Below are 20,761 nucleotides of genomic sequence, written 5' to 3'. Positions count from 1 at the left end.
ACCGGGGTGAGGTGATCTGATGGCCGGCGAGCAGCGCACTGTCGAACCGGGCACCGACGTGCTGATTCGCAAGGTCGACAGCCACCTCACCGCGCTCCGCGCCGGTCTGCACGGCCCCGAGCTCGAGCTCGCCGAACGTCTCGCCCACTGTCTGCGCGAGATGGTTCTCTGCACCGCCCAGGCCAGCGCCGCCGACCGGGGTCAGGTCCGCGTTGCCGTGCACTACTTCGTGCTGCGTCGCGAGAGCCGTGGCCGCCTGCTGTCGGTGCGGTCGCTGACCGCCGCCGAGCGGGTGGTCGACCGGGTCGCCCGCCAACTCGGCCGCCTCGACCTGCTGGCCGAGCTACGCCGCGACCGCCCCATCCCCGACGACGCGCAACCCCTCAACAACGCCCTCCTGCACTGACGAGGCCCCACCCCGCCCTGCCCCGCCGCACCCTCGCCTCGCCCTGCCCTGCCCGGGCTCGCGCTGCCCTGCCCTGCCCCGCCCCACCCCGCCCCACCCAGCCCCCGTCGATCATGGAGTTGTGGTGGGGTACAAATGCCCCGTAAGACACCAAGTCAGGCACCACAACTCCATGATCGACGAGGTCGGGCTGCTCGTTCCCCGCGATCTTGCACTTGCTGTCGCGGCATAGGGGGGCATTCCGTGCGTCTCGACAGCCGAAACTGCAAGATCGACGCAGGCGGGGAGGTTGCGAGTCAGGCAGGCGGGGAGGGTGCGAGTCACGCAGGCGGGGAGGTTGCGAGTCCGGGGTGGGGTTGAGGCGCGCTATGGGGTTGGCGGGCGAATTCTGGCAAAACCGCCCGGCGGGGGAGGAACTGGCGTCTGATCGCTGCTAGGCGCCACCGCTGCCACGGGCGTCGGCCATGTCGATCGGGAGCGCAGGTGCTGGTACTGCTCGTCCTCCATCTCGTGGCGGCCCTCGCCGCGCCCGTGCTCGTTCGCTGGTGGGGTCCGCGCGCGTGCTACCCGCTGGCGCTCGCGCCGGCCGCCGCGTTCTGCTGGGCGGTGGCTCGCACCGCGGCCGTCGCCGACGGTGGGGCGGTGGTCGAGACGTACCCGTGGATCCGGCAGTTGGGCCTCGACATCGCGTTCCGGCTCACCACGCTGTCCTGGCTGATGACGCTGCTGATCGGCGGCGTCGGCGCGCTGGTGCTGGTTTACAGCGCCCGCTACTTCGGTGCCGGTTCCATCGGGCTGGCGCAGTTCGCCGCGGTCCTGGTCGCGTTCGCGGGCGCGATGCTCGTCCTGGTCTTCGCTGACGACCTGCTGCTGCTCTACGTCGGCTGGGAGCTGACCACGATCTTCTCGTACCTGCTGATCGGGCACAGCACCGAACGGCGGTCCAGCCGTTGGGCGGCGGCGCAGGCGTTGACAGTCACCACGCTGGGCGGCCTCGCCATGCTGGTCGGCTTCATCATGCTGGGCGAGCACGCCGGCACCTACCGCTGGTCGCAGATCAGCGCGCAGCCACTGCCCGGCGGCAGCTACCTGGTTGGCGCCGTGCTGCTGATCCTGGCCGGCGCGCTGTCCAAGTCGGCGGTGCTGCCGTTCAGCTCGTGGCTGCCGGTGGCGATGGCGGCACCCACGCCGGTCAGCGCCTACCTGCACGCCGCCGCCATGGTCAAGGCCGGCGTCTACCTGGTCGGGCTGCTCGCGCCGACGCTCGCCACTGTCGGCCCGTGGCGGCCGGTGGTGCAGGTCGCCGGCGTGGCGACCATGCTGCTCGGCGGGTGGGCCGCGCTGCGCCAGACCGACCTCAAGCTGCTGCTGGCGTACGGGACTGTCAGTCAGCTCGGTCTGCTGGTCGCGGTGACCGGCTCGGGGACACCGGACGCCGCGCTGGCCGGCACCGCGATGCTGCTGGCGCACGCCCTGTTCAAGGCGGCGCTGTTCCTTGTCGTCGGCATCATCGACCACGGTGCCGGCACCCGTGACCTGCGCGAGCTGTCCGGGCTGCGGCACTGGTCCCGGCCGCTGTTCGTGGTCGCCGTGCTGGCCGCGGCGTCGATGGCCGGTGTGCCGCCGCTGGTCGGCTTCGTGGCCAAGGAGGCGGTGTTCGGGGCGTTCACCGACCAGCCACTGCTCCTCACCGGTCTGGTCGCCGGGACGGTGCTCACCGTCGCGTACAGCGCCCGTTTCCTCTGGGGCGCGTTCGCCGACCGGCCCGGTGTGGCACCGGTCCCGCCGGGGCCGATCGCCGCGTCGCTGCTGGTCCCGCCTGCGGTGCTCGCCGGTGTCGGTCTGCTCGCCGGTCCTGCCGCGAGCGTGCTCGACGACCTGCTGCGCCCGTACGCCGATCTGCTCGGCGGGGTCGACGCGCACCTGGCGCTCTGGGCCGGGCCGACCCCGGCGCTCGGCCTGTCAGTGCTGGCGCTCGTCGGCGGCGGCCTGCTCTTCGCCGTGCGCGGGCCGCTCACCCCGGTGCTGGCCCGGCTCCGATCTCCGGTGCGGGGAAACCAGGGGTACGAGTGGGTCATCGGCCGGTTCGACCGGCTGGCCATCGAGGTCACCAGCGCCACCCAGCGCGGCTCGCTGCCGCAGTATCTGGGCATCATCCTGGTCACCCTGGTGCTGGTGCCGGGCGCGGCGATGCTCTCCGTCAGCCCCTGGCGGGCGCGGATTCCGCTCTGGGACAGCCCTCTGCAACCGGTGGTCGTCGTGGTGATCACGGTGGCGGCGGTGCTGGCGGTCGGCGCCCGTCGCCGGCTGACCGCGATGCTGCTGGTGGGCATGACCGGCTACGGCACGGCGATGTTGTTCGTGCTGCACGGAGCGCCCGACCTGGCGCTCACCCAGTTTCTGGTGGAAACGTCGACGATCGCGGTCTTCGTGCTGGTGCTCCGTCGCCTGCCGGAGCGGTTCTCGGCCCGCCCGCTGCGCCGTACCCGCTGGGCCCGTCGGTTGATCGGGGTGGCGGCGGGGGTGGTGGCCGCCGGGTTGGCCCTCACCGCCGTCGGCGCACGCCGGGCACCGGACATCTCCGCCGCCTTCCCCGATCTGGCGGTGGCGCACGGGTACGGCCGCAACGTGGTCAACGTGACCCTTGTCGACATCAGGGCCTGGGACACGATGGGCGAGCTGGCGGTGCTGGTGGTGGCCGCGACCGGGGTGGCCAGCCTGATCTTCGAGCGCTCCCGTACCGGGCCGCGGCCGCGCCGGCCCGGTTCCGAGCAGGGGGAGGGTGGACGCGGCCGGCCGGTCTGGCTGCGCGGTGGTCCGACCCTCTACGAGGAGCGCCGCTCGATCGTATTGGAGGTGGTCACCCGGCTGATCTTCCACACCGTCGTGTTGTTCTCGCTGTTCCTGCTCTTCTCCGGGCACAACGCGCCGGGTGGCGGGTTCGCCGGCGGGCTGGTGGCGGGTCTCGCCCTGGTGGTGCGCTATCTGGCCGGCGGCCGGTACGAGCTGACCGAGGCGGCCCCGATCGGCGCCGGCGCGATTCTCGGCGCCGGGCTGGCCATGGCGGTGGGCAGTGGCGTGGTGGCGCTGCTGGTTGGCGGGTCGGTGCTGGAGAGCGCGAAGGTCGACCGGGCGCTGCCACTGATCGGCGACGCCCATCTGGTCACGTCGCTCTTCTTCGACATCGGCGTCTACCTGGTCGTGATCGGGTTGGTGCTGGACATTCTGCGCAGCCTCGGTGCCGAGGTGGACCGGCACATCGAGGCCACCGGCACAGCTGCCGGCGGGTTGGCCGTCGACAAGGGGGACCGGGCGTGAGCGCGAGGAGTGAGCCGGGTTTGCGAGCCCCGCAGTCGCGAACAGAGGTGGCGCGGTGAGCGCGAGGAGTGAGCCGGTTTTGCGAGCCCCGCGGTCGCGAACAGAGGTGGCGCTGTGACGCGGAGCGGTGCGGGCCCGACGTTGGTGCTGGTGCTGGCCGTCGCGGTGCTGGTCGGGTGCGGTGTGATCCTGCTGTTGGAGCGCAGCCTGACCCGGATCCTGCTCGGGGTGGTCATGCTCGGCAACGGGGTGAACCTGTTGATCCTGTTGGGCGGGCGGTCGGGCGGGGCGCCGGTCGTCGGCACCGGTCCGGTGGACCGGATGAGTGACCCGCTGCCGCAGGCGATGGTGTTGACCTCCATTGTGATCACCTTCGGGTTCACCGCGTTCCTGCTCGCTGTGGCGTACCGCAGCTGGTATCTCTCCGGCGACGACGAGGTGCCCGACGACCTGGAGGACCGGCAGATCATCCGGCGGGCCGGGCGCAACGAGGTGGGTGCTGTCGATCGCGGTGGGGAGGGCCCGAACGGCGATCCGGAGCAGGTCGATCCCGAGCCGGCCCGCCGCCGGTTACGACGCGGGGACGAGTCGTGATGCGCGCCCTGGTGCCGCTGCCGGTGGTGGTGCCGCTGCTCGGTGCGGCGCTGACCCTGCTGCTGGCCGGGAAGCCCCGACTCCAGCGCGCGATCAGTGTGTTGTGCCTGAGCGGCACGCTCACGGTGGCGGTGCTGCTGCTGGTGCAGGCGTACCGGCACGGGCCGGTGGTGGTGGCGGTCGGTGGGTGGCCGGCGCCGGTCGGCATCGTCCTGGTGGCCGATCAACTGGCCGCGCTGATGCTGGTGGTCTCCTCGGCGGTGACCCTCTGCGTGCTGTTCTACTCGATCGGCCAGGGTCGCAGCGATACCAGCGAGAGCTCGCCGGTGTCGATCTTCCACCCGACGTACCTGGTGCTCACCGCCGGCGTCACCAACGCGTTCCTGGCTGGTGACCTGTTCAACCTCTTCGTCGGGTTCGAGATTCTGCTGGCCGCGAGCTTCGTGCTGATCACCCTGGGGGGCACTGAGACCCGGATCCGGACCGGGTCGACGTACGTGGTGGTCAGCATCCTCTCCTCGATGATCTTCCTGACCTCGGTGGGTCTGGTGTACGCGGCCACCGGCACGCTCAATCTCGCCCAGCTCGCCCAGCGTCTCGACGACCTGCCCGACGGTGTCCGACTGGCCCTGGAGTTGATGCTGCTCCTGGCCTTCGCGGTCAAGGCGGCGGTCTTCCCCCTGTCGGCCTGGCTGCCGGACAGCTACCCCACCGCGCCGGCCCCGGTCACCGCCGTCTTCGCGGGTCTGCTCACCAAGGTGGGTGTCTACGCGATCATCCGTACCGAGACGTTGCTGTTTCCCGGTGGGCGTGCCCACATCCTGCTCATGGTCGTCGCCGGACTGACTATGGTGATCGGCATTCTCGGTGCGGTGGCCCAGTCCGACCTGAAGCGACTCTTCTCGTTCACACTGGTCAGTCACATCGGCTACATGATCTTCGGGGTGGCGTTGAGCACCGCCGCCGGCCTCTCCGGCGCGATCTTCTACGTGGTGCACCACATCACCATCCAGACCACGCTGTTCCTCGTCGCCGGGCTGGTCGAGGAACGTGCCGGCAGCACCGACCTGCGTCGTATCGGAGGGCTGGCCCGGGTGGCGCCGCTGCTGGGTGTGCTCTTCTTCATTCCGGCCATGAACCTCGCCGGAGTGCCACCGTTCTCCGGCTTTCTCGGCAAGCTCGGTCTGCTCCAGGCCGGGGTGGCCGCCGGCGGGCCGCTGCCCGGGGTGCTGGTCGCGGCCGGGACGCTGACCAGCCTGCTCACCCTGTACGTGGCGTCCCGGGTGTGGAACATCGCCTTCTGGCGCTCGCCCCGGCTGGCCACCAGCAAGCCGGTCGTCCAGTTGCCGCGGCTGATGGTCGGCGCCACAGTTGCCCTGGTCGCCATCGGGCTGGCGTTGACAGTGCTGGCCGGTCCGCTCTTCGACGTCACCGCCGACGCTGCCGCGGACCTGCGGCTGCGCACCCCGTACGTCCGTGCCGTGCTGCCGGACGGTGTGCCGTGACGGGCTCGCCGGAGCCGGCTCCCGACGCCCCCGGGCCCGCCGTGGTGGGGCGGGGCCGGCTCGGGCGCTGGGGGGACCAGGCGGTGGCGCTCGGGTGGCTGGTGGTGGTCTGGAACCTGCTCTGGGGCGACATCAACTGGGCCAACCTGGTCGGTGGCCTGCTGGTGGGCGGGGCCGTGCTGGTGTTCTACCCGCTGCCGGCGGTCAGCTTCGGTGGCCGGTTGCGACCGTGGGCACTGCTGGTGTTCGCGGGCCGGTTCGCCGTCGAGCTGGTCACCGCGAGCCTGCACATCGCCCGGATCGCCGTGCAGTTCGGCTACCGACCGCGCGGGGCGATCATCGCGGTCCGGTTGCGGGTGGCCACCGACCTGAACCTGGCGCTCACCGCCGAGGTGGTCTCGTTGGTGCCGGGCACGCTGATCCTCGAGGTGGACCGGGACGCCGGAACGCTCTACCTGCACGTCCTGGACACCCACGGCCCCGCCGACCTCGGCATGGCCCGGGCCCGCGCGCTCGCCGTCGAGCGGCGGGTCGTCCGCGCGGTCGGCTCCACCAGCGAGCTGCGCCGACTTGACGTCACCTCACCCGAGAAGGGAACCAGCCCGTGACCACCTTCCTGGCCGTCGTCCTCACCGCACTGCTGTCGGTCACCGCGCTCCTCGCGCTGACCCGCCTCTACCGTGGCCCGTCGCTGGTGGACCGGGTGATCGCCGCGGACATGCTGCTCGCCACGATGGTCGGCGCGGTGGGCGCCGAGGCGGCGGTCAACCGGCACGCCACCACGCTGCCCGTGCTGGTGGTGCTCTCCCTGCTCGGCTTCGTGGGCTCGGTGTCGCTGGTCCGCTTCGCCGTTCGGGAGCAGCAGTGATCGCGACGGTCGCGGACTGGCTCGGCGCCGGTTGTCTGGTGGCCGGCGCGCTGCTCGCCCTGGCCGCCGGGATCGGCGTACTGCGTTTCCCGGACGCGCTGTCCCGGATGCACGCGGCCACCAAGCCGCAGGTGCTGGGGGTGCTCCTGTTGCTGCTGGGCATCGCGTTGCGGCTGCGGTCCCCGGCCGACCTGGGCATGATCCTGCTGGTGGCTGTCTTCCAGTTGGCGACCGCGCCGGTGGCCGCGCAGATGATCGGGCGGGCCGCGTACCGGTCGGGGCGGCTCGACCGGAGTCTGCTCGACGCCGATGAGCTGGCCGAACGCGGACCAGGCGGCGGGTCGGCGGGCCCGGCGTGACGACCGCCAGGCGCCCGGTCTGCCGACCCGGCGGGACGCTGGAGGCGTCCGCTGAACCGGACGTTGCGCTCCTTCGGCCCACCCCCAGCGGAGTCCCAGCCAGCGCCGATAAAATGACGGCATGATCGACTCTTCTGCCCAGGAGGGCAGCAGTAGCCAGCCGGGTCGTGCCCGGCATATCCCCGTACCGACGACCCCGGGAGCCCTGAGCGACCCGTGTTGATCGTCGTTGGTCTCCTTCTGATCACCATTCTCACTGCCGCCACCGGCTACTTCGTGGCGCAGGAGTTCGGCTACGTGGCAGTGGACCGGGGCAAGCTGCGCCAGCTCGCCGATGACGGCGATCAGGCCGCCGCCCGGGCGCTTACCGTCACCAGCCGCCTCTCCTTCATGCTCTCCGGTGCCCAACTCGGCATCACCGTCACCGCGCTGCTGGTCGGCTACGTCGCCGAGCCGTACCTGGGCGGTGGTCTCGCCGACCTGCTCGGCGTGGCCGGCGTCAGCGAGGCGGTCAGTCTGCCGCTGTCGGTGGCGTTGGCCCTGGTCATCGCCACCATCGTGCAGATGGTCCTCGGTGAGCTGGCCCCGAAGAACCTGGCCATCGCCCGGGCCGAACAACTGGCCCGGGCGCTGAGCCGCTCCACCCTGATCTACCTCGCCGTCGCCGGGCCGCTGATCCGGCTCTTCGACCGGGCCTCGGTCCGGCTGCTGCGCCGCATCGGCATCGAGCCGATCGAGGAGCTGCCCAGCGGCGCCACCCCGGCGGACCTGGAACAGATCATCGCCGAGTCCCGCGAGGAGGGCAGCCTCGACGCCGAGATGTCCACGCTGCTCGACCGAGGTCTGGACTTCCGCGAACTGACAGCCGGCGAGGCCATGGTGCCGCGCGTCGACGTGCACACCGTCCGGGGGCACGAACCGGTGAGCCGGGTGGTCGAGCTGCTGGACACCGGCCACTCCCGTTTCCCGGTACGCGGTGCGGAGGGCGTCGACGACCTGCTCGGCATCGTCGGCATCGCCGACGTGCTCGGCGTACCCCCGGCGGAGCGGGCCACCACCCCGGTGAGCGCGGTGGCCGGGCCGCCGCTGCTCGTGCCGGAGACGTTGCCTCTGCCGACGGTGCTCGACCGCCTGCGGTCCGGGCACCGGCAGATGGCGTGCGTGGTCGACGAGTACGGCGGCTTCGCCGGTGTCATCACGCTGGAGGACATCGCCGAGGAGCTGGTCGGCCCGATCCGCGACGAGGACGACCCACCGGAGCGGGCACCGGCCCGGCAGGACGACGGGTCCTGGGTGGTGCCGGCCCGCTGGCGGATCGACGAGGTCGCCGACAGCACCGGCATCGCCCTGCCCGAGGCCCCCGAGTACGACACCCTGTCCGGGTTGGTGATGCGGGAGCTGGGCCGGGTGCCCGAGGTCGGTGACCGGCTGGAGATCAGCCTGCAGCCGGAGGGTGCGGACGGCGAGGACAACGAGATGGAGCCCCGGGCGTTGGTCGAGGTGCTGGCCGTGGACCGGCACGTGGCCGACTCGGTGCGGTTGCAGCTGACCAAACCCGAGGTGACCTCATGAGCCCCGGGATCGCACTGTTCAGTTCGGTGATCCTGCTGGCGCTGAACGGGTTCTTCGTGGCCGCCGAGTTCGCCCTGGTGGCCAGCAAGCGCTACCGCCTGGAGCAGGCGGCGGCGAACGGTGGCCGGGCGGCACGCGCCGCGCTGGACGGCGTCCGCGAGTTGTCGCTGATGCTGGCCGGCGCGCAGCTCGGCATCACGTTGTGCACACTGGGTCTCGGCGCGCTGGCCGAGCCGGCGATCGAGCACCTGCTCAGCCCCCTGCTGCACGCGGTGGGCATACCGGACGCGGCCAGTCACCTGATCGCCCTGGTCTTCGCCCTCGGGGTGGTGACCTTCCTGCACCTGGTGGTGGGGGAGATGGCACCGAAGTCGTGGGCGATCACCGACGCGGAGCGCTCGGCGACGCTGCTCGCGTTGCCGTTCCGCGCCTTCGCCCGGGTTTCCCGGCCGGTGCTCTCCGCGCTGAACGCCCTGGCCAACGCGATCCTGCGGCTGTTCGGCGTCAATCAGCAGGACCAGCTCGCCCAGGTGCACGGCCCGGACGAGCTGCGGATCCTGCTGGAGCAGTCCCGAGAGCACGGGCTGCTCGGCGCCGAGCAGCACCAACTGCTGACCAGCATGCTGGAGTTGCAGGGCACCTCGGTGGCGCAGGTGATGGAACCGTTCTCGACCATGGTCACCGTCCGCCGGGACGACCCGGCCGAGCGGATCGAAGAGGTCAGCCGGGGCAGCGGCCGATCCCGGCTCGCGGTACTCGACGAGGCGGGCGACGTGTGCGGGCTCGTGCACGTGCGGGAGGCGGTACGGGTGGTGACCACCGGCCGGGTCGCCACCGCCGGGGAGCTGATGACCCCCGCGTTCACCCTGCCGGCGACGTCCTCGGTCACCGAGGCGGTGGCGGCGATGCGGGCCCGGCAGTCGCAGCTCGCGCTGGTCCGCAATGGCGGTGGCCCGGCCCGGCCGATCGGGTTCGTGGCCCTGGAGGACCTCCTCGAGGAGGTCATCGGGGAGTTCGACGACGAGACCGACACGGTTCCGCGCGGGCGTCGGTTGCGCTGACCTGCCGACCCGGCCGCACTGATGAAGTGCGGCCGGGTCAACGCTCGGCTCGGCGGCGGGCTTGAGCCGACCCCGACCGGGTAGGCGCGCCTGGTGGGGCCGGCGGGGCCCCGTCCCGGGAGGGGGCGCGCGGTGCGGCTGACGGGAGTGTCCCCGCAATCCGGTGGCACCGGGCTCTCCGTGCAGACCACGCTGCCCAACCCGAGTACCCGCCCGGGCCTTCGCCTGCCGGGGCGGGTGACCCTCGCGGCCGGCCCGGAGGACGTGCTGGTGCGGCACATCCGACTTGGCCTCGTCACCACTGTCGAGCCGGACGATCCGGCCGCGGCCCGACGTCTCGTGCAGTTTCACCACCTGCCGATCGCTGGCCGGTTCGTCGTACCGGCCGGTCGGCGGCGGGCTGTCGACTTCGCGTTCCCGCTGCCGTGGGAGACCCCGGTGACCACCTTCGGTGGGGTGCCGCTGCTGAGCCTGCGGATGGGCCTGCGGACCGAGGTGTCGCTCGACCCCGACCTCGACCAGGGGGCCATGGTGCCGGTGTTCGTGCATCCGATCCCCACCCAGCAGCACGTGCTGGCGGCGCTGGACACGCTGGGCTTCATGATCCGCCAGTCCGGGTTGCAGGAGGGCGGGTTGCCGGGGGTGGAGCACACCCTGCCGTTGCACCAACGCTGGGGCTACTGGGTGGGGCCGCTCTACGCCGGCCCGATCACCGAGCTGGAAGTGATCTTCGTGACCAACTCGGCGGGCCTGGAGGCGATCCTCTGGATGGATCGCCGGCTGGCGCTGGCCGGAATCACCCACCAGAGCATCAGCCGGTTCCGGATCTGGCACGAGGACGCCGACCGGCGGGACTGGGTCGCCACCGTCGACGGCTGGATCCGCCAGGCGATCAACCGGCACGCCGCCGCGGCCGCGCACGCCGACTGGTCCGCGCAGATCGCGGGGTCGGCCCACGTCAGCCGCCATCCCGACGAGCCGATCCGCCCGGGCTACGGCCTGGGCGGCACCGCCGGCGGCGCGGGCGTAGGAGGTGGCGGCTCCGGCGGCGACGGCACCTAACCCCACCCCCACCCCACCCCCACCCCCGCGCCCCCGCCCTCCCACCCCCGCGATCTTGCAGTTTCTGCGGCGACAAACCAGCTCAGAGTGCGCGTTTCGACGACCGAAAGTGCAAGATCGCGGCGGGCTGGCCGGCGCTGGCGCTGGCGGTGGCGGTGGGTTAGCCGGCGCTGGCGGTGGCTAGCTTGAGGCTGAAGGCCAGGAACAGGGCTGCCACGGCTGTGGTGCCACCCGCCGCCAGGCGGCGGCGTTGGCGGAACTGGGTGGCCAGGAAGGTGCCCGCGAAGATCAACGCGGTCAGGTAGAGCGCGCTGGTCACCTGCGCGATCAGCCCGAGCAGCAGGAACGACAGCGCCGGCCAGGCGTAGCCGGGGTCGACGAACTGGATGAAGAACGAGATGAAGAACAGGATCGCCTTCGGGTTCAGCAGGCTGATCACCAGCGCCTTGCGGAACGGGCTGCGCATCGCCGCCGGCTCTGCGGCGTCGATGAGCCGCGGCGTGCTCGGGTCGTTGCGGTCGCGCCAGCGCCGCACGGCGCCGAGCAGCATGGTCACCCCTACATAACCGAGGTACGCGGCACCGGCGTACTTGATCACCATGAACAGCGGCGGGTACGCCTTGAGCAGCGACGCCACCCCGGCGGCGGAGAGGAACATCAGCACCCCGTCGCCGACGAACACGCCACCGGCGGCCCGGTAGCCGACCGCGACGCCCCGCTTGGCCGCCGTGGAGAGCACGAAGAGTGAGTTCGGCCCGGGCAGCAGGATGATGGCCACGGTGCCCAGCACGTACGTCCAGATGTCGGTGATCCCCAGCACGCCCGCCATCATCACGCCACCGGTGCCGTCCGCAGAAGTCTTTCTCGCAGCCTGGCCTGTGCGTTCGGCCACTCGTCGACTGTCATCGCGTACTGCACGGTGTCCCGCCAGGAGCCGTCCGGGCGTTGCCGGTGCATCCGCAGCACCCCTTCCCGGGTCGCGCCGAGCCGTTCGATGGCCGCCTGGGAGCGGACGTTGCGGATGTCGGTGTGCCAGGCGACCCGTACCGCGCCCAGGTCGTCGAAGGCCCGGCTGAGCAGCAGCAGCTTGGCCTCGGTGTTGATTCCGGTACGCCACCACTGCCGGCCGAGGAAGGTGTGCCCGATGGCCACCGCCCGCCGCTCCGGGTCGATGTCGTAGTAGGAGGTGCTGCCCACCACCGCCCCGGTCGTGGCGCACCGCTGCACCCAGGCCACCCGTTCTCCCCGGTGCTGGGCGGCCAGGGCGGTGCCGATCACCTCGGCCGTTTCGGCGGGGGCGGTGGGCGGCGCGACGCTGAGGTGCCGCCACACCACGGGGTCCGCTGTGGCGGCGTGCAACTCGTCGGTGTGGGCCAGCTCCAGCGGCTCCAGCCGAACGTGCTCGCCGTGCAGCGGCACCGGGTCGTGCCAGGGTGTGCGGGGCGTGCGCAGGTACGCCGGCAGCGGCGCGGTGACTCCGGCGTCCGGCTCGGGTGCCCCGGCGGTCAGTCGCAGGGGCAGTACGCCGGCCCAGTGCGGCAGGTCCAGGTCGGCCTCGTCCTCGCGGACGCCGCCGGTGCGGGCCCGGACGGACACCTCGCGCAGTGGCAGTGCCAGTACGGCGGTCTCGGCCAGTTCGCGACGGCTGGGCGGACGGGTGGCGGTGCTGCGTCCCGCGCCGACCTTCTCGACCAGCGCGGTGAGCATGGCGAGCTTCTCCCGCTCGTCGGTGACCAGTCGGGCGGTGCCGTGCGCGACGACCGAGCGGTAGTTGGCGCTGTGGTGGAACTGGGAGCGGGCGTAGACGAGCCCGTCGAGCAGTGTCACCGCGACGCAGACCGGCAACCCGTCGTCGCCCCGGGCGGCGAGCAGTGGCCGACTGCCGGTGGAGCCGTGCAGGTAGAGCGTGTCGCCGATGCGGACGTGCAGGGTGGGCAGCACCCGTGGCTGGCCGTCGACCGTGAAGCTGAGCGCGCAGTCGTACGCCTCGTCGAGCACGGCGTGGGCGGCGGCCTGGTCGTAGCTCATCTTGTCGCGGGAGCGGTGGGGGGTGGTCCGGGCGGTGGGTGGATACATGCGCGCGCCCCTTTGTTCTAGTACAATCTCTTATTTGTGTCAGCACGCTATCAGCTCACCGGTACGACAGCCGTCGAGATTTCGGCCAGCATCGAGTCGGGCATCCGTACCGGCGCCCTGTCACCGGGGGCCGCGCTGCCGTCCGTGCGGGCACTCGCCGCCGAGTTGGGGGTCAGCCCCGCCACCGTCGCCCGCGCCTACCAGGAGTTGCGCCAGCGCGGCCTGCTCGCCACCGCCGGTCGGCACGGCACCCGGGTACGCCCCCGCCCGCCGGTGGCCGCCCGCCGCTCCGCGCTGCGCCCCCCACCGTTGCCCGGTGCCCGAGACCTGTCCCGGGGTGAACCCGACCCCCGTCTGCTGCCCCCGCTGGGCCCGCACCTGGCGGCGCTCGCCATCGAGAACGGCCCGTCGGTCGGTTACTCCGATGCCGGAGTGCTGCCCGAACTGGCCGAGGTGGCCCGTGCCCGGCTGCGCGCCGACGGCGTACCGGCCGGGGAGTTGACGCTCACCGGCGGTGCGCTGGACGGCATCGAACGGTTGCTCGGCGCCCACCTGCGCCCCGGCGACGCGGTGGCGGTCGAGGACCCGGGCTGGGCCAATCTGCTCGACCTGGTCGCCGCGCTGGGCCTGCGCCCGATCGGCGTACCACTGGACGACGAGGGGCCGCTGGTCGTCGGGGTGGCCGCGGCGCTCGCCGCCGGAGCGCGGGCGCTGATCGTCACCAGCCGGGCGCAGAATCCGACCGGCGCCGCCGTCTCCGCGGCTCGCGCCGAGGCGCTGCGGACACTGCTCGCCGGCCGACGGGACCTGCTGCTGATCGAGGACGACCACGCTGCCGAACTGGCCCGCGTACCCCTGCACCCGCTCGCTGGTGCGACAGCGAGTTGGGCCTTCCTCCGTTCGGTGAGCAAGCCCTTCGGCCCGGACCTGCGGATGGCGGTGCTGGTCGGCGACGAGACGACAGTGGCCCGGGTGAGCGGCCGTACCCGGGTCGGCGCCGGCTGGGTCTCCACGGTGCTGCAACGCCTGGTGCTCGCCCTGTGGCGGGACCCGGCGGTCACCGACTTGGTGCAGCGGGCTGCGCAGAGCTACGAGCAGCGCCGCGATGGGTTGCTCGCCGCGCTGGCCGAGCACGGCCTGACCGCACACGGTCGCAGCGGCATCAACGTCTGGCTGCCGGTCGCGGACGAGACCAGCACGGTGACCGCGCTCCGCGACGCGGGTTGGGCGGTGGCCCCCGGCGCGCTCTACCGGATCGCCGCCCCGCCGGCCCTGCGCATCACAGTCAGCTCCCTGGACACCGCCGACCTGGCCCCCTTGGCGGCGGCCCTGGCCCAAGCCGAAAACCCACCCCAATCCCAGGGCTTCCCCGCCTGACCCCCCCGCGCCCCCGCGCCCCCGCCCCCGCGATCTTGCAGTTTGTGTTGGCCGAATGTCGGACCTGTGCATATTGGTCCGGGCAGAAAGTGCAAGATCGCGGGGATTCGGGGCGGCGGGGACGGGTATGCGGGCGCCCGGAGGTGGGGGACATGGCTTCTGGTGGGGCTCGTAAGGGGATCTGGATCGCGGTGGCGGTGGCGATCATCATCGTCATCATCGTGCTGATCGCGATCGCGTCCGGCGGCGACGGAGGCGGAAACGGGTACTGACGCGTAGCGGCCGGGGTGCCGGGGCGTATCCGGCGGCGAGCATCGAACGGGTATATAACAGTCGGCATGGCCGAGCAGACCGGGAGCGCTCCGGGCGCCCAGCGGTTCATCCCGCCCGACGCCGACACCATCGACGACCTGCGTACCGCCGCCGGCGCCTGCCGGGGCTGCGAGCTGTACCGGGACGCCTCGCAGACGGTCTTCGGCCGGGGTGACGAGAGCGCCCGCGTGGTGCTCGTCGGCGAGCAGCCCGGCGACATGGAGGACCAGAAAGGGCTGCCCTTCGTCGGCCCGGCCGGACGCCTGCTGCGCCGCGCGGTCGACGACGCCGGGCTGGACCCGGGTCACCTCTACCTCACCAATGCCGTAAAACACTTCCGCTTTGAGCTGCGCGGCAAGCGGCGGATCCACCAGACCCCGGACCAGGTGCACATCACCGCCTGCCGCCCCTGGTTGGTCGCCGAGTTCGCCCGGCTGCGTCCGGAGATCGTGGTGGTGCTCGGCGCTACCGCCGCCAAGGCGCTGCTCGGCCCGTCCTTCCGGGTCACCCGGCAGCGGGGTGAGCTGCTGCCCTGGCCGGAGTCGGCCCAACACCCCGGGGACTTCGAGCAGGTGCCGGTGGACAACGCCGGAAAGCGGGCCGACGCGCCGCAGGCCCGGCTGCTGGCCACCATCCACCCGTCCGCCGTCCTGCGGGCCGACGACCAGGACAAGGCGTACGAGGGCCTGGTCGCCGACCTCACCGTCGTCACCCGCGCCCTGCCCGGCTGACCGGCGACCCGCGAGCGGCAGTGCGCGCCGCAGTGACCTGTTCAGATCTTGGACACTTTCCGTCAGCCGATGACGGAAAGTGTCCAAGATTGACAGTGCGTCGCGGATCCCGTGCGTGGGTAACGGGGGTCGATGGGCGTAGACAATGTGGAGCGTCGTGCGGATGTGCCGGCAGTGGCCGCCGCCGGGCGTCGCGGGAGAGTGAGGCGGTTCTTCGAGCGGGCGACCGGCTTGCAGCTCATGGCGGTGTACTGGGTGCCGATGACGGTGCTCATCGGGCTGCCGCTGCGCTGGCTCTTCGACCGACAGGAGTCACTTGTCGAGGCCGTACTGGGCGCCGCTCTGAACACCGTCTGGATCGGCCCCTCGATCTATCTGGCGCAGCGCGCGGTGGGCGAGGCCCGGCAGGATCCCGAGGGGTACCCGCTGCGCCAGGCAGTGCGCACCGGCGCCGTGCCCGAGGACGACACGGTACGGGCCGACCTGCCCGGCTATCTCGCCGGGCAGCGGCGGGCCACCTGGGCGGCGCTGCTGTCCGTGCTGGGCATCTCCCTCGGGCTGATCCTGCTGGCTCTGCTCGCTGCCGACAACGAGGGCTTCGCGGTGATCTTCGGCGTGGTCGCCGCCGTCAGTGCGGCCGTCGCCGCGCTCACACTGACTCGGATCGGTCGGCTGGCATCCCTGCTGGACGCTCCCAACCCACCGGAAACACCAGGATCGCCCGGATAGGACGGCTCAGCCGCCCGCCGTGATCCCGCTGAACACGTCCTTGACGGTGGTCAACAGTGCCGCTCACCCGGCACATGGGTGTGGGCGACACCCGTTCCGGCGAAACCCACTGCCGCTGGTGGGTGCGGGTGCGCGAGGATGAGGCACCCCTTCCGACAGGAGCGCCGATGGCGACCGACCTGACCGCGCCGCGTACCGCAGCCCGACCCGACGTCGCGTCGATCCAGCGGCGTACCCTGCGGCTGCTCTTCACCACCCAGATCATCGGCGGGGTCGGTGTGACCATCGGCATCGCCGTGGGCGCGTTGCTCGCGGCCCGGATCGCCGGGACCGCGGTGGCCGGTGTCGCGCAGAGCGCCGGGGTGGTCGGCGCCGCGCTGCTCGCCGTCCCGGTCACCCGCATCATGCGGCGGCACGGCCGCCGGCCGGGTCTGGTGCTGGCGTACGCGGTAGGCGCCGTCGGTGGCCTGCTGGTGGTGCTGGCCGCTGCCACCCGCTGGGTGCCGCTGCTCTTCCTCGGCATGCTGCTCTTCGGCGGGGGCACCGCGGCGAATCTCCAGGCCCGTTACACGGCGGTGGATCTCGCCGAGCCGGCCCGCCGGGGGCGGCAGCTCTCCCTGATCGTCTGGGCCACCACCATCGGTGCGGTGGCCGCGCCGAACTTCGCCGCGCTGGCCGACCGGGTCACCACCGGCTGGGGGTTGCCCCCGCTGGCCGGCCCGTTCGCGTTCAGCGCGGCAGCGTTCGTGCTGGCTGCCGTCGTACTCCTCGGGTTGCTCCGGCCCGACCCGCTGCTCACGGCGCGGCGGCTCGCGGCGGCCGACGCACCGGCCGCCGATGTGCCGCCGGTCGCCGACGCGACGGCGACAGCGGTGGCGGCCGAGGCGCCGGCGGCAGGTGGCGGCGCGACCCCGGCCGCCGTGCCGGTCACTGTGCGCGCGCCGCGCGGCGCCGGGATGCGTGCGGCCTGGTCGGTGGTACGCGGACAGCCCGCCGCCCGACTCGGCATCGCCGCCGTGGCGGTGGGTCACCTGGTGATGGTGGCGGTGATGGCGATGACTCCGGTCCGGCTCGGTGAGTCGCACGCCGACGCCGACGTGTTGCGGCTGGTCGGCATCGTGCTGAGCCTGCACATCGCCGGCATGTACGCGTTCTCCCCGGTGGTCGGGTGGCTCACCGATCGGCTCGGTCGACGGGCGGTGATCCTCGGTGGGGTCGGGCTGCTGCTGGCCGCCTGCGCTGTCGCCGGCACCGCCGGGCACCACACGCCTCGGCTCTCGGTCGGTCTGGTTCTGCTCGGGTTGGGCTGGTCGGGGACGATGGTGGCCGGCTCGACCCTGCTGTCCGAGTCGGTGGCGGCGGAGGTGCGGCCGAGCGTCCAAGGGCTGTCCGACCTGATCATGGGGTTGGCCGGGGCCGGCGCCGCGGTGGTCAGCGGGTTTGTCATGCAGTTCGCCGGATATCCCGTGCTCACCCTGCTCGCGGCGGTCGCGGCGGTGCCCCTGGTGGCGCTAGCGTTGCGCCCGGTGCCGACCGGGGCACCGGACGAGGAGGGCTGATCACTGTGCGGCTGACCGACTTCTGGACGCGGCTGGACGAGGCGTTCGGGCCCGGCTATGCGGCCAGCATCGCCCGCGATCAGGTGCTGTCCCAGCTCGGCGGGCGGACCATCGAGCAGGCCCTGGCATCGGGGGAGCAGACGCACGTGGTGTGGCGGGCGGTGTGTGCCGCGTACCCCGACCGGGTGCCCGCTCGACTACGCTGAGCAGCCTTTTCGCCGGTTCCGCGTGTCGCTTGTCCAGTCGTACACCTGTTCGGCTATTGTCCACAGCGGGGTGCTCGTCCACAGCTCGCGGCCCGTCGGCTGGTTTTCTGTCGGACCTAGCGCCTAGCGTGTCCGCGTGACGCGAAGCTCAGCAAAGACGCCGGCGAAGGCAGGGGTGGCAACCATGGCAGCAGGGCCTGACCGGGAGAAGGCACTCGACCTTGCTCTCGCTCAGATTGACAAGCAATTCGGCAAGGGCTCGGTGATGCGGCTGGGTGACCGGCCGGTCGTCCAGACCGCAATCATTCCGACCGGCTCCATCGCGCTCGACGTGGCCCTCGGCATTGGCGGCCTGCCCCGTGGCCGGGTGGTCGAGATCTACGGCCCCGAGTCCAGCGGTAAGACCACCGTGGCACTGCACGCGGTGGCCAACGCCCAGCGCAACGGCGGCATCGCCGCCTTCATCGACGCCGAGCACGCGCTCGACCCAGAGTACGCGAAGGCCCTCGGCGTCGACACCGACGCGATGCTGGTCTCCCAGCCGGACACCGGCGAGCAGGCGCTGGAGATCGCGGACATGCTGATCCGCTCCGGCGCTCTGGACATCATCGTGATCGACTCGGTGGCGGCCCTGGTGCCACGCGCCGAGATCGAGGGCGAGATGGGCGACAGCCACGTGGGCCTCCAGGCCCGGCTGATGAGCCAGGCGCTCCGGAAGATCACCGGTGTGCTCAGCAACACCGGCACCACGGCGATCTTCATCAACCAGCTGCGGGAAAAGATCGGCGTCATGTTCGGCAGCCCGGAGACCACCACCGGTGGTCGGGCGCTGAAGTTCTACGCCTCGGTCCGGCTCGACGTGCGACGCATCGAGAGCCTCAAGGACGGCACCGACGTGGTCGGTAACCGCACCCGGGTCAAGGTCGTGAAGAACAAGGTCGCCGCGCCGTTCAAGCAGGCCGAGTTCGACATCATGTACGGCAAGGGCATCTCGCGTGAGGGCTCGCTGATCGACGTCGGCGTGGAGCAGGCGATCATCCGCAAGTCCGGAGCGTGGTACACGTACGACGGCGACCAGCTCGGCCAGGGCAAGGAGAAGGCCCGGGAGTTCCTGAAGGAAAACCCGGACGTGGCCGCCGAGATCGAGAAGAAGATCCTGGAGAAGCTCGGCGTCGGGGTCGGCGCGGGTGACGCCGCCGGTGGCCCGGAGCTGCCGCCGGTCGACTTCTGACCGGTCGCTGACCCATGGCAGGACGACGCGCTCGTACGGGGCGGGGCTGGGATGCCAGTCCGCCTCGTACGGGCGATGCCACCGATGCGCCCCGCCCTCGACGAGGCCGCCGGGGTCGGTCCGAGGAGGCCGACACCGTCGAGTCTCCGGCCCCTCCGCGCGACGAGTCCGAGTTGGCCCGCGAGATCTGCCTGCGCCAGCTTGCCGTCCGGCCCCGCACCCGGGCCGAGCTGGCCGGGGCGTTGGCCAAGCGGGGCATCTCCGAGGAGGTCTCGGCCGAGGTGCTCGACCGGTATGACGAGGTCGGCATCATCGACGACGCCGCGTTCGCCCGGGCCTGGGTGTCCAGTCGGCACGCCGGGCGCGGCCTCGCTCGCCGGGCGCTCGCCAACGAGTTGCGCCGCAAGGGCGTGGACGGCGAGGTGGCCACCGAGGCGTTGGATGAGCTGGACGAGGAGACCGAGGCGGACACCGCCCGTGGCCTGGTGGAGCGCAAGCTGCGCACGGCCCGGGGCGAGCCGGACGCGGTCTTCCGCCGGCTGGTGGGCATGCTGGCCCGCAAGGGCTACCCGCCTGGTGTGGCCATCCGGGCGGTGAAGGACGCGCTCGCCGCGCAGAGCGCCGAGGCGGCCGAGTTCGCCGAGCAGATCGACGCCGACGCGCTCGCCGACGCCGAGGGCGAGTTGGAGCGCGACAACCGTCTGGTCGAGTGAGCGGTCCGCTGCGACTCCCGATGGAGGTGCGGGGCCGATGTTGAAGGCATGTCTGAACGGTGGGCACGGCCGGGAGGCCCATCCGGCAGTGCCGCTCACGGCGGCGGAGTTGGCCGCCGATGCGGCCCGCTGCGCGACGCTCGGCGTCGCGGCCGTGCACGTCCATCCCCGGGACGAGGCCGGCGCCGAGTCGCTGCGGCCGGCGGTGATCGCCGACGCGCTGACCGCGATCCGTGCCGCTCGGCCGGGGCTGCCTGTCGGGGTGAGCACCGGCGCCTGGATCATGCCGGATCCGGCTGCCCGCGTGGCCGCCGTCCGGGCCTGGCCGGTGCTGCCCGACTTCGCTTCGGTCAACGCGCACGAGCCCGGTGCCGAGGCGGTCGCGGCCGCCCTGCACGAGCGGGGTGTGCTCGTCGAGGCGGGGCTGTGGACGCTCGACGCGGTAGCGGCGTACCGGCGGTGGCGGGTGCCAGCCGGGCGGGTTCTGGTCGAGTGCATGGCCGAGGACGTGGCTGTGGCGTTGGCGGACGCCTCCCGGATTCTCGCCGCGCTGCCGGCGGGCGCGCCGTCGGTGCTGTTGCACGGTGAGGGTCCGGCGACCTGGCCGGTCCTCGCCGAGGCGGTACGCCGGGGTCTGGGCACCCGAATCGGGCTTGAGGACACTCTGTGTCTGCCGGACGGCTCACCCGCCGCGGACAACGCGGCGCTGGTCGCGGCGGCGGTGGCGGTCGGAGCCAGCTGACCTCTGGTGAGACGGATCAGTCACACCTTGCTCGGTCGTCGCAGTGTCTGACAGCCGCCTGAACGGCGCTGAGCAGGCCCGACACGTCCAGCGGGCGGCACACCTCGCGGAGTTTGTCCCTTCCTGTCCGGCGTGATATCAGCACGCGGTGACGATTCAACTTCTCTCCGTTCGGGGGGTTTGATCATGAGTCCTTGACCAGAGCACCCCCGGCGACCTAGCCTCGCCATACAGGCTCACATTGCCCGACCAGCGCAGGCTAAGCGCACAACATAGATCGCGTAACAGAACAGCATCACTTTGGCCGACTCCGCGGCCTTTGGCGGCAGATCCGGACTGG

Annotated in this window: 20 protein-coding genes; 18 read left to right on the top strand and 2 right to left on the bottom strand. The window is 72.0% G+C overall.

The window, feature by feature from the left end; translation table 11 throughout:
* Positions 1–19: 19 nt before the first annotated feature.
* The 10 genes from AB0B98_RS12595 to AB0B98_RS12550 all read left to right on the top strand — a co-directional run bounded on the left by AB0B98_RS12595 (position 20) and on the right by AB0B98_RS12550 (position 10,745).
* The gene (locus AB0B98_RS12595) at positions 20–406 is read left to right on the top strand and encodes a hypothetical protein (RefSeq protein WP_357362553.1); all 387 of its coding nucleotides are present in this window, start codon (positions 20–22) and stop codon (positions 404–406) included.
* A gap of 483 nt (positions 407–889) precedes the next feature.
* Positions 890–3,724 (top strand): Na+/H+ antiporter subunit A, encoded by a 2,835-nt coding sequence (locus AB0B98_RS12590; RefSeq protein ID WP_357362551.1) that lies wholly within the window; start codon positions 890–892, stop codon positions 3,722–3,724.
* A gap of 114 nt (positions 3,725–3,838) precedes the next feature.
* Positions 3,839–4,318, top strand: a complete 480-nt coding sequence (locus tag AB0B98_RS12585; protein WP_238671790.1) for a Na(+)/H(+) antiporter subunit C — start codon at positions 3,839–3,841, stop codon at positions 4,316–4,318.
* Positions 4,318–5,823: a Na+/H+ antiporter subunit D gene (locus tag AB0B98_RS12580; protein ID WP_238671791.1), complete on the top strand. Its 1,506-nt coding sequence runs from the start codon at positions 4,318–4,320 to the stop codon at positions 5,821–5,823. Before AB0B98_RS12585 ends, AB0B98_RS12580 begins: the two co-directional genes overlap by 1 nt.
* Complete coding sequence (locus AB0B98_RS12575; RefSeq protein ID WP_357362549.1) at positions 5,820–6,431, top strand: Na+/H+ antiporter subunit E; 612 nt, start codon at positions 5,820–5,822, stop codon at positions 6,429–6,431. Before AB0B98_RS12580 ends, AB0B98_RS12575 begins: the two co-directional genes overlap by 4 nt.
* Positions 6,428–6,691: a monovalent cation/H+ antiporter complex subunit F gene (locus AB0B98_RS12570; protein ID WP_112586633.1), complete on the top strand. Its 264-nt coding sequence runs from the start codon at positions 6,428–6,430 to the stop codon at positions 6,689–6,691. Before AB0B98_RS12575 ends, AB0B98_RS12570 begins: the two co-directional genes overlap by 4 nt.
* Positions 6,691–7,050 (top strand): monovalent cation/H(+) antiporter subunit G, encoded by a 360-nt coding sequence (gene mnhG / locus AB0B98_RS12565; RefSeq protein WP_357362750.1) that lies wholly within the window; start codon positions 6,691–6,693, stop codon positions 7,048–7,050. Before AB0B98_RS12570 ends, mnhG begins: the two co-directional genes overlap by 1 nt.
* 216 nt (positions 7,051–7,266) lie before the next feature.
* Positions 7,267–8,622, top strand: coding sequence for a hemolysin family protein (locus tag AB0B98_RS12560; protein WP_357362547.1), 1,356 nt, complete (start codon positions 7,267–7,269; stop codon positions 8,620–8,622).
* Positions 8,619–9,683, top strand: coding sequence for a hemolysin family protein (locus AB0B98_RS12555; RefSeq protein ID WP_238671794.1), 1,065 nt, complete (start codon positions 8,619–8,621; stop codon positions 9,681–9,683). The genes AB0B98_RS12560 and AB0B98_RS12555 overlap by 4 nt, the downstream gene beginning before the upstream one ends.
* Before the next feature lie 132 nt (positions 9,684–9,815).
* On the top strand, positions 9,816–10,745 hold the full coding sequence (locus AB0B98_RS12550; RefSeq protein WP_357362545.1) for a sporulation protein: 930 nt from the start codon (positions 9,816–9,818) through the stop codon (positions 10,743–10,745).
* Between the two features lie 160 nt (positions 10,746–10,905).
* On the opposite strand, the gene leuE is transcribed toward AB0B98_RS12550, so the two are convergent.
* Positions 10,906–11,577 carry a leucine efflux protein LeuE gene (gene leuE / locus AB0B98_RS12545; RefSeq protein ID WP_334506922.1) on the bottom strand — a complete coding sequence of 224 codons (672 nt, stop codon included), beginning with the start codon at positions 11,575–11,577 and terminating at the stop codon, positions 10,906–10,908.
* Positions 11,577–12,821, bottom strand: coding sequence for a bifunctional pyridoxamine 5'-phosphate oxidase family protein/GNAT family N-acetyltransferase (locus tag AB0B98_RS12540; protein ID WP_357362543.1), 1,245 nt, complete (start codon positions 12,819–12,821; stop codon positions 11,577–11,579). The genes leuE and AB0B98_RS12540 overlap by 1 nt, the downstream gene beginning before the upstream one ends.
* A gap of 36 nt (positions 12,822–12,857) precedes the next feature.
* Between AB0B98_RS12540 and AB0B98_RS12535 the strand changes: the two genes are divergently transcribed.
* The 8 genes from AB0B98_RS12535 to AB0B98_RS12500 all read left to right on the top strand — a co-directional run bounded on the left by AB0B98_RS12535 (position 12,858) and on the right by AB0B98_RS12500 (position 20,421).
* Positions 12,858–14,198 carry an aminotransferase class I/II-fold pyridoxal phosphate-dependent enzyme gene (locus AB0B98_RS12535; protein WP_357362542.1) on the top strand — a complete coding sequence of 447 codons (1,341 nt, stop codon included), beginning with the start codon at positions 12,858–12,860 and terminating at the stop codon, positions 14,196–14,198.
* Positions 14,199–14,536: 338 nt separating this feature from the next.
* A complete protein-coding gene (locus AB0B98_RS12530) occupies positions 14,537–15,241 on the top strand; it encodes a UdgX family uracil-DNA binding protein (protein WP_357362540.1) in 705 nt (234 codons plus the stop codon).
* A gap of 132 nt (positions 15,242–15,373) precedes the next feature.
* Positions 15,374–15,970: a hypothetical protein gene (locus tag AB0B98_RS12525; RefSeq protein ID WP_357362538.1), complete on the top strand. Its 597-nt coding sequence runs from the start codon at positions 15,374–15,376 to the stop codon at positions 15,968–15,970.
* Between the two features lie 167 nt (positions 15,971–16,137).
* The gene (locus AB0B98_RS12520) at positions 16,138–17,529 is read left to right on the top strand and encodes an MFS transporter (RefSeq protein WP_357362536.1); all 1,392 of its coding nucleotides are present in this window, start codon (positions 16,138–16,140) and stop codon (positions 17,527–17,529) included.
* Between the two features lie 5 nt (positions 17,530–17,534).
* On the top strand, positions 17,535–17,735 hold the full coding sequence (locus AB0B98_RS12515; RefSeq protein ID WP_030489422.1) for a DUF3046 domain-containing protein: 201 nt from the start codon (positions 17,535–17,537) through the stop codon (positions 17,733–17,735).
* A gap of 184 nt (positions 17,736–17,919) precedes the next feature.
* Positions 17,920–18,966, top strand: coding sequence for a recombinase RecA (gene recA, locus AB0B98_RS12510; RefSeq protein WP_007456801.1), 1,047 nt, complete (start codon positions 17,920–17,922; stop codon positions 18,964–18,966).
* 14 nt (positions 18,967–18,980) lie between these two features.
* Positions 18,981–19,679, top strand: a complete 699-nt coding sequence (locus tag AB0B98_RS12505) for a regulatory protein RecX (RefSeq protein WP_238671801.1) — start codon at positions 18,981–18,983, stop codon at positions 19,677–19,679.
* 37 nt (positions 19,680–19,716) lie between these two features.
* Complete coding sequence (locus AB0B98_RS12500; protein WP_357362534.1) at positions 19,717–20,421, top strand: 3-keto-5-aminohexanoate cleavage protein; 705 nt, start codon at positions 19,717–19,719, stop codon at positions 20,419–20,421.
* The last annotated feature ends 340 nt before the right edge of the window (positions 20,422–20,761 follow it).

The organism is Micromonospora sp. NPDC048947, assembly GCF_040649495.1.
GTDB classification, from domain to species: domain Bacteria; phylum Actinomycetota; class Actinomycetes; order Mycobacteriales; family Micromonosporaceae; genus Micromonospora; species Micromonospora alfalfae.
Note: the sequence above shows the minus strand (reverse complement) of the source record. Positions and strands in the feature narration are given on the sequence as shown.

Bases quoted from the DNA above. Each gene is read 5' to 3' on its own strand.
- AB0B98_RS12500 (WP_357362534.1), top strand. From the start codon at position 19,717: ATGTTGAAGGCATGTCTGAACGGTGGGCACGGCCGGGAGGCCCATCCG.
- AB0B98_RS12540 (WP_357362543.1), bottom strand. From the start codon at position 12,821: ATGTATCCACCCACCGCCCGGACCACCCCCCACCGCTCCCGCGACAAG.
- recA (WP_007456801.1), top strand. From the start codon at position 17,920: ATGGCAGCAGGGCCTGACCGGGAGAAGGCACTCGACCTTGCTCTCGCT.
- AB0B98_RS12530 (WP_357362540.1), top strand. From the start codon at position 14,537: ATGGCCGAGCAGACCGGGAGCGCTCCGGGCGCCCAGCGGTTCATCCCG.
- AB0B98_RS12580 (WP_238671791.1), top strand. From the start codon at position 4,318: ATGCGCGCCCTGGTGCCGCTGCCGGTGGTGGTGCCGCTGCTCGGTGCG.
- AB0B98_RS12520 (WP_357362536.1), top strand. From the start codon at position 16,138: ATGGCGACCGACCTGACCGCGCCGCGTACCGCAGCCCGACCCGACGTC.
- leuE (WP_334506922.1), bottom strand. From the start codon at position 11,577: ATGATGGCGGGCGTGCTGGGGATCACCGACATCTGGACGTACGTGCTG.
- AB0B98_RS12525 (WP_357362538.1), top strand. From the start codon at position 15,374: ATGGGCGTAGACAATGTGGAGCGTCGTGCGGATGTGCCGGCAGTGGCC.
- AB0B98_RS12505 (WP_238671801.1), top strand. From the start codon at position 18,981: ATGGCAGGACGACGCGCTCGTACGGGGCGGGGCTGGGATGCCAGTCCG.
- AB0B98_RS12595 (WP_357362553.1), top strand. From the start codon at position 20: ATGGCCGGCGAGCAGCGCACTGTCGAACCGGGCACCGACGTGCTGATT.
- AB0B98_RS12555 (WP_238671794.1), top strand. From the start codon at position 8,619: ATGAGCCCCGGGATCGCACTGTTCAGTTCGGTGATCCTGCTGGCGCTG.